Origin of the sequence: Rodentibacter pneumotropicus DSM 21403 (genome assembly GCF_000379905.1) — a bacterium.
Lineage (GTDB): Bacteria > Pseudomonadota > Gammaproteobacteria > Enterobacterales > Pasteurellaceae > Rodentibacter > Rodentibacter pneumotropicus.
The window spans coordinates 52,723-67,061 of the sequence record NZ_KB904059.1; the positions used below are offsets into that span (position 1 = coordinate 52,723).

The window sequence follows — 14,339 nt, forward strand, 5'->3', positions numbered from 1 at the left end:
TCAAGAAACCCTATATTAAGGAATACTATGGCTCTTTTTCTTAGCATCTTTCCAATTGTTTTACTGATCTATCTAATGGTAAAACGTAATGCACTTCCTTCTTACGTCGCTCTCCCTTGGATTGCTGTGGTTGTGCTGATTATTCAACTTATTTACTTTGGTACCGATATTTCAACAGTCAGTGCCAATATTGCCTCAGCAATCATTGCAGTACAAACACCTATTACAGTTATTTTCGGTGCAATTCTATTTAACCGTTTTTCGGAAGTGTCCGGCGTAACCAATACCTTACGTAAATGGCTAGGAGAAATCAATCCAAATCCAGTTGCGCAAATAATGATTATCGGTTGGGCATTTGCTTTTATGATCGAAGGAGCCAGTGGTTTCGGCACCCCCGCTGCAATTGCAGCCCCTATTCTTGTTGGCTTAGGCTTTAATCCAATAAAAGTTGCCGTTTTAGCATTAATTATGAACTCTGTTCCTGTCTCTTTTGGTGCAGTAGGTACGCCAACTTGGTTTGGGTTCGGTCCACTAAATCTAGCGGAGAATCAAATTCTTGAAATAGGTTCAATTACAGCAACTATTCATGCTTTTGCCGCATTGGTCATTCCACTTATTGCATTACGTTTTATCGTTTCAGGAAAGGAAATCCGCCAAAATATTGTGTTTATTTATATTAGTATTTTTGCGTGCGTGATCCCTTATTTCTTCCTTGCACAAATAAATTATGAATTCCCATCTTTAGTTGGTGGTGCGATTGGTATGTTTATTTCCGTATTTGTAGCTAATAAAGGCATTGGTTTAGCGAAAGTGGAAAATACACTAAGCAATACAGGAGTAAATGGTAAAGAGATAGCAAAAGCGTTGTTGCCAACGGGCTTATTGATCTTATTTTTAATCATCACTCGTATTCAACAGTTACCATTTAAGGCAATGATGAACGATGCAACCACTTGGTTTTCAGTACAACTTGGCACTCTTGGACAATTTGAAATCAGTAAAGGGTTAATTTTCAGCTTAAAAGAAATTTTCGGGACGAATGTAAACGCTAGCTATAAATTACTTTATGTTCCGGCTTTAATTCCATTTATTATTACCGTTTTAATTTGTGTACCACTATTTACAATGAACGCCCAAAAAACCAAGGAAATTTTTGTCGGCAGTTTTAAACAATCCAGAAATCCATTTTATGCGCTTATCGGAGCGTTAATCATGGTGAACTTAATGTTGGTTGGCGGTGATGCATCAATGGTTAAAATTATTGGTAAAAGCTTTGCACAAGCAACTGGAGAATATTGGACTCTCTTCGCTTCCTACTTAGGTGCGGTTGGCGCATTCTTCTCGGGTTCTAATACTGTCTCAAACTTAACTTTCGGTAGTGTGCAATTATCAACCGCAGAGATTACAGGTTTATCAACAAGCTTGATTCTTGCATTACAATCTGTTGGGGGCGCAATGGGTAACATGGTTTGTATCAATAACATTGTTGCGGTAAACTCAGTGTTAAATATTCAAAACCAAGAAGGTGCGATTATTAAAAAGACTGTCATACCAATGTTTGTGTATGGTGTCATTGCAGCAGTAGTGGCATTAACTGTTATTCCTATGTTTTTCAACGTTTAACATAGAGAAATAGCACTACAATTTATTGAATTTTTTACTCAACCTAGAAGGAAGTATTTATACTTCCTTTTGTGCTATAACAGTATTATAAATACGATTTTTTCTTATTCTTAATTTTAATAGGCATATCAAATGAATGTAAATTTTTATGTAACCTGCATTGCAGATGTCGTAAAAGCCGGTGTTGCTAAAAACACCGTTCTCTTACTCGAAAAATTGGGATGCAATGTCATTTTCCTTGAAAAACAAGGTTGTTGTGGGCAACCGGCTATAAACAGCGGCTATACTAAACAGGCACTGGCAGGAATGAAAAATTTGGTTGAAACCTTTGAGGTCAATGATCATCCTATTGTTGCACCGGCCGGGTCATGCGTCTCTGCAATCAAATACTATCCTGAATATTTTAATCGATTTGGTGAAACCGAATGGGCAAAACGGGCAGAAAATGTATCAAAACGCTTTTATGATCTCACGGACTTTATCGTCAATGTTCTTGGGAAAACAAATGTCGGTGCGACATTAACGGGCAAAGCGGTTTATCATCCTTCTTGTAGTTTAAGCCGTAAACTCGGTATTGTCGATGAACCTCTTGCTTTACTTCGCAACGTAAAAGGGTTGGAACTTCTTCCAATACACAATCAACAAACCTGCTGCGGTTTTGGTGGAACATTTTCAGTAAAAATGGCAGAAATTTCCGGAGAAATGGTTACAGAAAAAGTAAAAAATATTACCGAGGTTGAACCGGATTATTTAATTGGAGCAGATGTCAGCTGTTTAATTAATATTAGCGGACGTTTACAACGTGAAGGTAAAAAAGTAAAAGTTATGCATATTGCAGAAGTATTAATGCAACAAGGAGAAGCCTAATATGTCCCATTTACAAACCAGCAACCTTCCTTTTAAAGAGCGTATCGAACAGCAGGTTCATAATGAAGTCATGCGTAAAGCGGTAATCAAAGCCCAAGAAACTATTGGAGCTAACCGCCAAAAAATGGTTGATGAATTAGGACATTGGGAGGAATGGCGTGATCTTTCCAAACAATTCCGCAATCACGTTTTAGCTAATTTAGATGCCTATCTATATCAATTAAGTGAAAAAGTTACTCAAAACGGGGGACACGTCTTTTTTGCAGAGACAGCTGAAGAGGCAAGCGCTTATATCCGTAAAGTTGCCCTAGAGAAAAAAGCCAAAACCATTGTTAAATCAAAATCAATGGTGACGGAAGAAATCGGCTTAAACTCAGTTTTAGAAAATGAAGGAATAAAAGTCGTTGAAACAGATCTGGGTGAATATTTACTTCAAATTGTCGGCGATAAGCCATCGCATATTGTTGTGCCTGCAATTCATAAAGATCGCCATCGCATTCGTAAAGAATTACATGAAGTATTGGGCTACGAAGGCTCTGAACAACCGGAAGAAATGAATGCATTTATCCGTAAAATTTTACGAGAAGATTTCTTAAAGGCAGATATTGGCATTTCAGGCTGTAATTTTGCTGTACCGGAAACAGGTTCGGTTTGTTTAGTGACAAATGAAGGGAACTTACGTTTAGCCACGACAGTACCAAAAACACATATTGCAGTAATGGGAATGGAACGCATTGCACCAACCTTTAAAGAAGTTGATGTACTCATTACTATGCTTTGCCGCAGTGCAGTAGGTGCGAAATTAACCGCCTATAATACTTGGCTCACCGGCCCGCGTCTAGAAGGTGAAACAGATGGTCCGGAAGATTTCCATTTAGTGATTGTCGATAATGGACGTTCAGCGATTTTAGAAAGTGAATTTAAAGAAGTTCTACGCTGTATTCGCTGTGGAGCCTGTCTAAATACTTGCCCTGCTTATCGTCAAATCGGCGGGCATGGCTATGGTTCAATTTACCCGGGTCCAATAGGAGCAGTTATATCCCCTCTTCTAGGTGGTTACAAAGAATTTAAAGAATTACCTTATGCTTGTTCGCTCTGTAATGCTTGTAACAGTGTTTGCCCTGTTAAAATTCCACTGGCGCAACTCATTCTTAAACATCGTGAAAAAATGGTAGATCAAGGTATTACTCCAAAAATCGAACAACTGGAAATTAAAGGTTTCACATTTGCAAATTCTCACCCTAGCGTTTGGAATATGGGAGTTAAAGTGGGTGCAAAAGTTATAAGTAAACTTATCAAAAACGGAAAACCTCCTATGAAAATTGGGGCATTGGGTGAATGGACAAAAGCCCGTGATTTACCGACTAGCGATGGCGAAAGTTTCCGTGAGTGGTTTGCAAAACGGAAATAATTCAAACAAAGGAATTAATAACAATGAATTTAGAAAATAGAGAAAATTTCTTAAATAAGCTTGCAAATAAAATGGGCAGAGCGAGACAACTAGAGCCAACCTCGATGGAAGAGCCGTTAAATGACTATCCTTTGACTCGTTTAACACATTTATCCCAAAGCGAGCTTTGTGATGAATTTATAAATTTCGCTAAAGTTTTATTAGTGGATATCGTTGAAACAAAAGAAGAAAACGTTGCAAAAGCGATCATAGATGTCTGTGAAAAATATGGTGGCGGTAGTATTGTACTTAACCATGATTCCCGTCTTGAAAAGCTAGGTATTATTAACGCTGTAAAAAACACATTCGACAGTTACGTGTGGGATCATGATAACGGCGATGAAAATATCATAAAATCAGCCAAGGCAAATATTGGTATCGTACATGGTGAATATGGTCTTGCCGAATCGGGCGGCGTGGTCTTATTTTCTTCCAAAGAAAATGGTCGCTCAACAAGTTTATTACCTGAAAAATCAATTGTCGTCATTCGTAAAAGTACGGTACTCCCCCGTGTTGCTCAGTTAGCTCAAATTCTCCATGAAAAAGCCTTAATCGGAGAACGCATACCATCATGCATTAATATTATTTCCGGCCCAAGTGCTACTGCAGATATTGAGTTAATTAAGGTTGTCGGCGTTCATGGCCCCGTTTCTCAGATTTATGTTGTCATTGACGATTTAAACTAAACTTATCCCCCCTGTAAAAAAACCAGCTTAACCGCTGGTTTTATATTTATACGTTTTAAACGACTTTAATGACTTAAACAAATCTATTAGTATAGCCCTTCAGATCACAAAAATAGAATATTCAATACCTTCCCAAACAAAGGAACTTTGTCCCCATTCCTTTTGAAAAATTATTCAAAAACAACCGCACTTTTGGTGAACGACCTATTTTTTGCTATACTCTCACACCTATTATTAAATAAAAAAGGAAACCTCAAATGGAACAAATGCCGGCTTGTCCAAAATGCCATGGTGAATATGTCTATCATGATTCTGTCAACTTCGTTTGTCCTGACTGTAGTTATGAATGGAATGGCACTGAACCTGTTGAAGCGGATGATGATCAACTTATCGTGAAAGACAGCAATGGCAATCTACTTGCAGATGGTGATGATGTGCTTTTAATTAAAGATCTAAAATTAAAAGGATCATCAGAGGTCTTGAAAAAAGGCACCAAATTTAAAAATATCCGTTTAACCAAAGGTGATCACAATGTCGATTGTGGCAAAATTATGCTGAAATCTGAATTTTTGAAAAAGGCATAGCAACAAAAAGTGCGATCAAAAAACAATAATTTTGTGACCGCACTTTTAGCACTCATTTTATCTTGTCAAATCAATCACTTCTTTGATGAAACCTCCAGCCTCACCCCAGTTTTTTGACCGGACCCACTGTTTCTCCACAAACTAAGAACCACCGCAAGCCATTGTGTAAAATTACTAAATATCATTTGGAGAGCTAATTCGAGAATTTAATGTATCACCGCCATAACTTTGCCACATTTCACTAAATGACTTACCATTCAGTCCAATCATACATTTGCCGATAAATGCAATTTTTTCATTATTAAATTAGAAATAATATTTCTACTCCATTAAGATAACCAATTCATTGGAACAATTACAACATCAGGAAAAAATACCATTAATAGCATAATAATTGCGTATATTAGCAAGAATGGAGAAATACCTTTAGATAACTTTCCGATTCCTAATTTAGATATTCCAGAACCAACATACAATACAGTTCCAACTGGTGGAGTTATTAGTCCAATAGATAAATTAATTACCATCATGATACCGAAATAAGCAATATCAATATTATATGCTCTTAATAGAGGTAATAATACTGGTACAAAGATTAATACAGCTGGAATTAAATCCATAACACATCCTACTAATAATAAAAATAGCATAATAATTAGCATTAAAATTGTTGGACTATCAGTTAATCCCTTAATTGTTTGAACTAATTCAGTTGGGATTTGAGCAACTGTTATTGCAAAGGCTGAGATCATTGCTGCCGCTGCAACAAACATTACCATTGAGGTTGTTTTAATAGTTACGATAAAAACTTCTCTTAATTTAGCTAATGTTAATTCTTTGTAAGCTACACTGACTAATCCGGCATAAATAGCAGCCACTACTCCCGCTTCCGTTGGTGTAAAAATTCCCCCTCTTAATCCAACAATAATGATTACAGGTAGAAGTAAAGGCCAGAATGCTTTTTTGAATGCATTCCATCTCTCTTTTCTACTTTGTTTTCTCTCTAAACTTGAATCATTATTCCGATAAAGAATTTTCCAGACGAACCATAATCCTGCAACCATTAACAGACCGGGAATTGTTCCTCCCATAAATAGTTTAGTTATAGAAGCACCAGCAGTAATGCCATAAATAATCATAGGAATACTAGGAGGGATAACGACAGAGATAATACCTGCTGCACAAATAAGTCCTGTGGAACGGGCGGCATCATATTTTTTTGAAACCATCATAGGAATAAGTATTGCCCCCAATGCAACGGTATCTGCAACAGCAGATCCGGATAAACCAGCAAAGATTAACCCCGAAATGATTGCAACATAACCTAATCCACCTTTAATATGCCCTACCATACTTGTGGCAAAATTAATGATTCTTTCTGATATTCCACCATGTTTCATAATTTCCCCCGTAAGCATAAAAAACGGAATAGCCATTAGGGGAAAATTATTGGTTCCCATTACAAAATTTTCTGTAATTAATTGTGTATCAAACATATCAAGATGATATAGCATAATACTTGCGCTTAGTAGCATTGATAAAGCAACGGGAACACCAAGGAATAATAAGAAAAATAGACTACCTAAAAATAATAGTAACATTTTTATCTCCTATTTATCCAAAGGCTTTTTATTATCTTTCATTAAACTAAATATGATAATAAAGAAATATGAGACTGATGAAATAACAGCTGCAAGATATAGAAAAGATGAAGATATTCCTGTTGCAGGCATTTTTTGTGTATATGTTAAAGCCATTAATTGTAATGCACCAAAAGCAATAAATATCATTGAAACTAGAACACATAAATTAGAAATGAGTGATACTATTTTTTTATATTTTTCAGGTAAGGATGAAGTAATAATATCAACTGTCAAATGAGCTTTATCTTTAGCAACTAAAATTATTCCTAAGAAGATCATATACACAAAGCAAATTCTGGAAAATTCCTCTGAAAAAGCAATGCCAGAATCAAAAAAGTATCTTAGTAATGAATTGAAAAAAACGAGTGAAATCATAATAATTAAGGCCAACATAGAAATGTATTCTAATATTTTATCCAGATATTTTACTGTTTTCATAAGATCATATCCTTATTCCCCCACTGTAATAGCTTGGATGGGATTACAGTGGAGGATATACTCATATTTTATTATTTAGCATCATTAATTTTCTGGACAATATCTTTAGCCCAATCATACTTTTTATAAAAATCATCATATAGAGATTTTGAAGCACTTATCATGTCAGTCTTGAATGATTCATTAGGGACAATGACTTCATTTCCATGCTTAGTAAGATACTCTTTAACTTCAGATTCTTTTTCTATTGCTAATTCCCATTGTTTCTCTTGGTATAATTTAGCTGCTTTTTGGAAAATGACTTGATCTTCTTTAGGAATTTTATTCCACGTTTTTAAGCTAATTTGTAATAAGCCAGGCGAGAAAATATGGTTACTCTGAATAATATATTTTTGAACTTCGTATAAACCTGAATCTTTAATTAACATATAAGGATTTTCTTGACCATCAATCACTTTTTGTTCTAATGCTGTAAACACCTCACTAAGTGGCATACTTTGTGGATTAATATTCATTGCTTTTGCCCAATCTACAAATAATGAGTTTAATGGAACTCTTAAACGTAGCCCCTTGAAGTCATCAAATTTTTCTAATCTTTTATTTGATGAAATGACTCGAAATCCATTCATACCATAAGCGAGTAATTTAATACCATATGTTTCCATTTTCTGACCAATTTCATTAGCAACAGGAGACTCTAACACTTTTTTTGCTTCTTGATTGTCTTTAAATAGATAGGGCCACTCCCATACACCAAAAATAGGATCAACATTTTGTAATAACAAACCTGTAATACCAGCTTCAATAGTGCCATTACGTAAACCATTTACAATTTGATCCTCTCCACCTAATTGGTTATTAGGATAAATTCTAATTTCATAGCGATGCTTTGTCTCATCCTCAACTGTCTTCTTAAAATATTCTTGTAATGCTATATGTGATGGATGCATATCAGAATTATAGTGACCTAACTTAATAATTGTTTTTGCAAATGCACTGCCAGTAAACAGTATGCTAGATACGAGTAATAATTTACTTAAAAAATTAATTTTTCTCATGATTTTTTCCTCATTATTGATAGTGCATTTAAAAGACAGCATTAATTTTTAAATAATTTTCTGGGTTATTTGATAATTCAGAAAGAAAATTAGGAATTTCCTCAAAATTTATACTTTTGCTAATGATATTGGAGGCATCAATTTTATTTGTAGAAAGCATATTTAATGCTTCTTCAAATTCGCCTTTACTTGTTCTAGAACCATAGATATTTAGTTCTTTGAATGTTATTAAATTGGTTGGTAATGGTGTTTCTGTTTTTGGCCATCCTGTCAGTGCAATTCGCCCAGCAAAAGATGCATAATGCAAAGTGTTTTTTATTGAACTATTTGCACCAGAAGCCTCCATTACAACTTCAGCCATGCGACCATTTGTGATTTCTTTAATTTTGTTCCTGTCATCTTCCTTTTGAGGGTTGATAATATGTTTTATTCCTAAAGATTTAGCATACTCAAGTCGTTTATCTAAAATATCGACTAAAATAGGAATTGCTCCATATTGAATAGAAACTAATGCAGCCATTAATCCGATAGCTCCTGCACCGATAATAACAATATGCTCATTCTCTTTTAAGTTTGCTCTATGTAAAGCATGTAAAGCGATAGTTAAAGGCTCAGCTAGAGGCAGTTGGTTGATTGGTAAATTGTCTGGTACTTTCGTTATAAGATGGGTAGGATGTCTAATTACCTCTTGCATCCCCCCATCAATATGTACACCAATAACTTTCAATGATTCACAACAATTTGTTCTACCTATTGAGCAAGGGTAGCACTTACCACAGTAAACATAGGGATCGACTATAATACGATCGCCAACTTTAACATCTTTAGGCATACCAATTCCACTTTCTATAATTTTACCTACAATCTCATGACCTAATATCCTTGGATAGGTTACTAATGGATTTGTGCCTCTATATGCCCCAATATCCGATCCACAGATTCCCATTGATTCGACTTGGATAAGTACGTCATTGTTACCTTTTTGGGGATACATAACTTCTTTTACTGATACCTTATTAGGCTCTTCCAAGCATATAGCTCTAATTAACTTTGTCATATTTAGACTCTCCATGTTTTCTTGATGGAATAAAAATTACTTGTTGTATTTAACTATGATATGATTATGAGACATTAAAAACCATTTTGGAATACCAAAATATCATTTTTGTGACACAAATCACAGAAATAAAGAAAACTGGAATACCAATTTTAGAAAAAATATGGAAAATATAACTAATAGAACATATACCCGAATTGGGAAATATCTTAAGCAAGATATATCTCAAGGCATTTATACTGTTGGAGACAAGCTACCGACTGAACGAGAAATTTCTGAAAAATTTGGAGTAAGCCGAACTATTGTTCGCGAAGCAATGGTAATGCTAGAAGTTGAAAAGTTAGTAGAAGTTAAAAAGGGATCTGGAGTTTACGTTGTCAGGATACCCAAAGCTCATTCCGATATAGAAAATACTAGTTTACCAGATGTTGGTCCTTTTGAATTATTGCAAGCCCGCCAGTTATTAGAAAGTAGTATTGCTGAATTTGCAGCACTACAGGCAACAAAGAAAGATATTTTACATTTAAAGCAAATTTTACATCGAGAAAAAGAATTACTTGCTCTAAACCAAGACGACTACAGCGCAGATAAAGATTTCCATATTGCATTAGCAGAGATAACACAAAATGATGTACTGGTAAAATTGCAAGAACAATTATGGCAATATCGTTTTAACAGTGCAATGTGGGCTCAGTTACACACTAGAATTTTACAAAAAGATTATCACCATTTATGGATAGAAGATCATCACGCAATTTTACTGGCAATTCAAAAGAAAAACGCTAATGCAGCTAGAAAAGCAATGTGGCAGCACTTAGAAAATGTAAAAGTGAAATTGTTTGAGTTATCCGATGTAGAAGATCCACATTTTGACGGATATCTATTCAATACAAATCCGATTGTTGTAGGTATCTAACTGCTTACAATAACATAGGAGTTTAAACATGGCGTTGGTATTGTCCTAAAGATCCTGTTTCTTTAACCGATATTTGTCAGGCCGGTGCGACCGGTATTGTGGCCGCACTTTTCCTTTAGCCTCTCATTTTATCTCGTTAAATCAACAACTTCTTTAACCAAACGCCCTATCTCTGCCCAGTTTTTTGACCGGATCAATTGTTTATCGACAAACCAAGAACCACCACAAGCCACAACATTGGGAATAGCAAGATAATCGCTAATATTATGCAATCCGATACCGCCGGTTGGCATGATTTGTAACTGCCCATAAGGTCCAAGTAAGGCTTTGATCATTTTTACGCCCCCAGAAGCTTCAGCTGGGAAAAATTTCACCGCCGTAATTCCCATTTCCAATGCGGCCTCAATGGACATCGGATTATTCACCCCCGGTGTAATGGGAAAATTCAAATCTTGGCATAATTTCACAATTTTTGGATTAAATCCCGGTGTTACTACAAAATCAGCGCCACTATTTTTAGCTAAAATCACCTGCTCGGCGGTTAAAACCGTGCCTGCTGCAATTAAAAAATCCGGTTTATTCGTGCGTAGGAGACGAATTGCCTCTTCAGCTGCACCAGAACGGAAGGTAATTTCCGCCAATGGTAAACCATTTTCAGCCAAGGTATCGGCTAACGGTAAAATATCTTCCGCATTGTCTAAAGCAATCACAGGAACAACTTTAAACTGACGGAGTTTTTCGATGATTTGCTCGGTTGTGTATGGCATAATTTCTCCCTATTTAAAATAATATTTAGCATTGTAAAAGCAGATATTTTCAATCATTTTGCTTAACAGAGGCATATCATTTGGTGCTTCGCCGTTCTCGACCCATTTTCCAACCATTTCACATAAAATACGCCGGAAATACTCGTGACGGGTATAGGATAAGAAACTACGAGAATCGGTTAGCATACCAACAAATTGGCTTAATAAACCTAATTGTGAGAGCTGTTGTAGTTGGCGTTCCATACCATCTTTTTGATCATTGAACCACCAACCGGAACCGAATTGGATCTTGCCGGCAACACCACCGGTTTGAAAATTCCCGATCATACTGGCAATCATCTCGTTATCACGCGGATTTAAGCAGTATAAAATAGTTTTAGGTAGTTGATTCTGGCTATCCATTGTATCCAATAAATGGGAAAGTGATTCTGCATACATACGATCACCAATAGAATCAAATCCACTATCTGCACCAAGTAAAGCAAACATTCTGCTGTTATTATTACGGATTGCGCCAATATGCATTTGCATCACCCACTGACGTTTACAATATTCAGCGGCTAACCATACCAAAATAGCAGTACTAAATTGGGCAATTTCTTCTTCAAAGAGCGGTTGATTTTGCAAGCGTTTTTGAAGAATCTCGTTAAGTACCAATTCATCAGGAATGGGCGCAAAACGTACTATTTCCATACCATGATCAGCTGATTTGCAACCATGTGTATCAAAATGATCTAATCGTTTTAGCAGTGCTTTTTGTAGATCCGCAAAGGTTTGAATATCCACATCGGCAACTTCGCTTAATTGAACCAAATACTCATTAAATTGTGGCAATTCAATTTTAAAAATTTTATCCGGTCGCCAGCTTGGTACAACATCAATATCAAAACTGTCATCATCTTTTATGGCTTGATGATATTCTAATGAATCAATGGGATCATCTGTTGTACCTGCCAATTTCACATTCATTTGCTGCATAATGCCACGGGCTGAAAATTCCGGTTGTTGCAATATTTCATTACATTGATGCCAAATTTTATCTGCATTTTGCGGATTAAACAGTATATTTGTGATACCGAAAGGACGACGTAACTCTAAATGTGTCCAGTGGTAAATCGGATTACCAATACAAAACGGAACAGTTTTTGCCCAAGCTAAATATTTTTGGTAATTGTCCGCTTTGCCTGTAATCAATTCTTCTGAAATGCCAGCAGTTCGCAATGTACGCCATTTATAGTGATCCCCTTCTAACCAAATTTCAGCTAAATCTTTAAACTGACGATTCTCAGCAACTTCTTTTGGATTTAAATGGCAGTGATAATCAAAAATAGGCTGATGTTTGGCATAATCATGATAGAGCATTTTTGCCGTATTCGTTGAAAGTAGGAAATCTTCGTCCATAAATTGCTTCATTTTATTCTCCTATACCCCGCTATAAGCCGAGAACCCACCATCAACGGGTACAACGACACCATTCACAAAGCTGGAGTAGTTATCATCAATCAAGAATAATAAGGTTCCGAGCAACTCTTCCGGTTCACCAAAACGTTCCATTGGGGTATTCGTTAGAATTTTATTTGCACGTACGGTCGGTTTTCCTTCCTCATCAAACAATAAAGCTCGATTTTGATTACTGATTAAAAAACCCGGTGCGATAGCATTACAACGGATACCGACTTTTGAGAAATACACGGCAAGCCATTGTGTAAAATTACTAATTGCGGCTTTTGCGCCAGAGTAAGCGGGAATTTTGGTGAGCGGTGTAAAGGCATTCATACTGGAAATATTAATAATGTTTGCGCCTTTTTTACCAAGCATATCTTTTGCAAAAACTTGGGTGGGTAATAATGTTCCCAAGTAATTGAGATTAAAGACAAATTCAATCCCTGTTTTGTCCAGTTCAAAAAAAGTTTTAGTGGTTTCACTTAAATTAAACCGGTGAAATTCATTGTCTGTGGTCGCCTTAGGGTTATTACCACCCGCACCATTAATTAAAATGTCACAAGTGCCGAAATCAGTCGCAATTTGATCTCGTACTTCTTGAATATTTTCAAGCTCCAATACATTCGTTTTATAGGCTTTGGCATTGCCTCCCGTTTGGTTAATTTCTTGTGCTACCTTGTCAGTAGCCTCAAAATTAAGATCAAGTAGAGCAATGTTCGCTTTAGTATGAGCCAGTTGCTTTGCTAGAAAGGCACACAATATGCCACCGGCTCCGGTAATGACAATGACTTTATTTTCTAAATGATGGTTAGCTGCAATATTCATATTAATACTCCGTTAATTAAATTCAGATGGAAGATGGGATGTGGCGTGCTTATCAATAATTGCGCCTTTGTGTTGAATCACAATACCGGCAACACGATTACCTTGACGACAACAAATATTGAGCGGTTTATTGCGTAAGTAGCCGTTTAAAAATCCGGCGTTGAAGGAATCTCCTGCTGATGTAGTATCAACAACATTTTGTATCGGTTCTGGTATAACTTGCCCATATTGGCGTGATTGAGAATCTGAAAAATAAGCGCCATTTTGACCGCTCTTTACAACCACTTTTGGTATGTCAATTTGATGTAGGCGTGACTGTGTGACTTGCTCATTTTCATCACCCCATAGTAATCGCTCATCATCAAAGGTGACTAATGCTAAACCAACATGGGGTAATAACTGCGAATAACAATCCCGGGCCTCTTTGAATGAATCCCATAATTTAGGGCGAAAATTACTATCAAATGCAATTTCTACGCCTAATTCAGTTAGTTGTATTAGCTGCTCAACTAAAAAAGTGCGGTCATTTTTCGGTAAGATTGCCAGCGAAATACCGCTTAAATAAATCATATCCACTTGTCTAAGTTCAGTTAAAATCTGATAGAAATCAGGGTGTTGTAGCATATAGTGCGCAGCTGATTGGTTACGCCAATAAAGAAAGGTACGCTCCCCCTGTTCATCAAGTTGGATAAGATATAGCCCTGGTTGATGTTTTTCATCTTTTAGTACCCAATTCGTGTGGATTTTATCTGCTTGCCAATGGCTACACATTTGTGAACTTAAGTTATCCGTACCTACAGCAGAAACATAATGAACTTGAATATCATTTGGAGAGCTAATTCGGCTCAGGTAAGTGGCAGAATTTAATGTATCACCACCATAACTTTGCCACATTTCACCAAATGGCTTACCATTCAGCTCAATCATACATTCGCCGATAAATGCAATTTTTTTCATAGTTATCCCAAAAGGAAAGGATACG

The 14,339-nt window shown here is 36.2% G+C and carries 14 protein-coding genes and 1 pseudogene; 7 read left to right on the plus strand and 8 right to left on the minus strand.

Annotation, left to right across the window (positions count from 1 at the left end; translation table 11 throughout):
- Positions 1-27: 27 nt before the first annotated feature.
- The 5 genes from A3GE_RS0109660 (at position 28) to A3GE_RS0109680 (ending at position 5,210) form a co-directional block, all read left to right on the plus strand.
- A complete protein-coding gene (locus A3GE_RS0109660; RefSeq protein WP_018357055.1) occupies positions 28-1,623 on the plus strand; it encodes a lactate permease LctP family transporter in 1,596 nt (531 codons plus the stop codon).
- Positions 1,624-1,755: 132 nt separating this feature from the next.
- Positions 1,756-2,490: a (Fe-S)-binding protein gene (locus A3GE_RS0109665; RefSeq protein ID WP_018357056.1), complete on the plus strand. Its 735-nt coding sequence runs from the start codon at positions 1,756-1,758 to the stop codon at positions 2,488-2,490.
- Position 2,491: 1 nt separating this feature from the next.
- Positions 2,492-3,901, plus strand: a complete 1,410-nt coding sequence (locus A3GE_RS0109670; protein ID WP_018357057.1) for a LutB/LldF family L-lactate oxidation iron-sulfur protein — start codon at positions 2,492-2,494, stop codon at positions 3,899-3,901.
- A 23-nt stretch (positions 3,902-3,924) separates the two neighbouring features.
- Complete coding sequence (locus A3GE_RS0109675) at positions 3,925-4,626, plus strand: LutC/YkgG family protein (RefSeq protein ID WP_018357058.1); 702 nt, start codon at positions 3,925-3,927, stop codon at positions 4,624-4,626.
- 257 nt (positions 4,627-4,883) lie between these two features.
- Positions 4,884-5,210 (plus strand): zinc ribbon domain-containing protein YjdM, encoded by a 327-nt coding sequence (locus A3GE_RS0109680; RefSeq protein ID WP_018357059.1) that lies wholly within the window; start codon positions 4,884-4,886, stop codon positions 5,208-5,210.
- Positions 5,211-5,539: 329 nt separating this feature from the next.
- On the opposite strand, the gene A3GE_RS0109685 is transcribed toward A3GE_RS0109680, so the two are convergent.
- The 4 genes from A3GE_RS0109685 to A3GE_RS0109700 all read right to left on the minus strand — a co-directional run bounded on the left by A3GE_RS0109685 (position 5,540) and on the right by A3GE_RS0109700 (position 9,406).
- Positions 5,540-6,811, minus strand: a complete 1,272-nt coding sequence (locus A3GE_RS0109685; RefSeq protein WP_018357060.1) for a TRAP transporter large permease — start codon at positions 6,809-6,811, stop codon at positions 5,540-5,542.
- 9 nt (positions 6,812-6,820) lie between these two features.
- Entirely contained in the window at positions 6,821-7,291 is a 471-nt protein-coding gene (locus A3GE_RS0109690) for a TRAP transporter small permease (protein ID WP_018357061.1), read from the minus strand.
- Between the two features lie 71 nt (positions 7,292-7,362).
- A complete protein-coding gene (locus A3GE_RS0109695; RefSeq protein ID WP_018357062.1) occupies positions 7,363-8,349 on the minus strand; it encodes a TRAP transporter substrate-binding protein in 987 nt (328 codons plus the stop codon).
- 28 nt (positions 8,350-8,377) lie between these two features.
- On the minus strand, positions 8,378-9,406 hold the full coding sequence (locus tag A3GE_RS0109700; protein WP_018357063.1) for a zinc-binding alcohol dehydrogenase family protein: 1,029 nt from the start codon (positions 9,404-9,406) through the stop codon (positions 8,378-8,380).
- 163 nt (positions 9,407-9,569) lie between these two features.
- On the opposite strand from A3GE_RS0109700, the gene A3GE_RS0109705 reads away from it, so the two are divergent.
- Both A3GE_RS0109705 and A3GE_RS12555 read left to right on the plus strand, forming a co-directional pair.
- A complete protein-coding gene (locus A3GE_RS0109705; RefSeq protein ID WP_018357064.1) occupies positions 9,570-10,322 on the plus strand; it encodes a GntR family transcriptional regulator in 753 nt (250 codons plus the stop codon).
- Between the two features lie 29 nt (positions 10,323-10,351).
- Positions 10,352-10,432 (plus strand): annotated as a pseudogene (locus A3GE_RS12555) (mannonate dehydratase); the annotation flags it as partial.
- Between the two features lie 18 nt (positions 10,433-10,450).
- On the opposite strand, the gene A3GE_RS0109710 reads toward A3GE_RS12555, so the two are convergent.
- Genes A3GE_RS0109710 through A3GE_RS0109725 form a run of 4 tightly spaced genes read right to left on the minus strand, consistent with a single transcriptional unit; the run spans position 10,451 to position 14,314 of the window.
- Positions 10,451-11,089, minus strand: coding sequence for a bifunctional 4-hydroxy-2-oxoglutarate aldolase/2-dehydro-3-deoxy-phosphogluconate aldolase (locus A3GE_RS0109710; protein WP_018357065.1), 639 nt, complete (start codon positions 11,087-11,089; stop codon positions 10,451-10,453).
- 9 nt (positions 11,090-11,098) lie between these two features.
- Positions 11,099-12,502 (minus strand): glucuronate isomerase, encoded by a 1,404-nt coding sequence (gene uxaC / locus A3GE_RS0109715; RefSeq protein WP_018357066.1) that lies wholly within the window; start codon positions 12,500-12,502, stop codon positions 11,099-11,101.
- Between the two features lie 9 nt (positions 12,503-12,511).
- On the minus strand, positions 12,512-13,357 hold the full coding sequence (locus A3GE_RS0109720) for an SDR family oxidoreductase (RefSeq protein ID WP_018357067.1): 846 nt from the start codon (positions 13,355-13,357) through the stop codon (positions 12,512-12,514).
- Between the two features lie 12 nt (positions 13,358-13,369).
- On the minus strand, positions 13,370-14,314 hold the full coding sequence (locus A3GE_RS0109725) for a sugar kinase (RefSeq protein WP_018357068.1): 945 nt from the start codon (positions 14,312-14,314) through the stop codon (positions 13,370-13,372).
- Positions 14,315-14,339 lie beyond the last annotated feature (25 nt).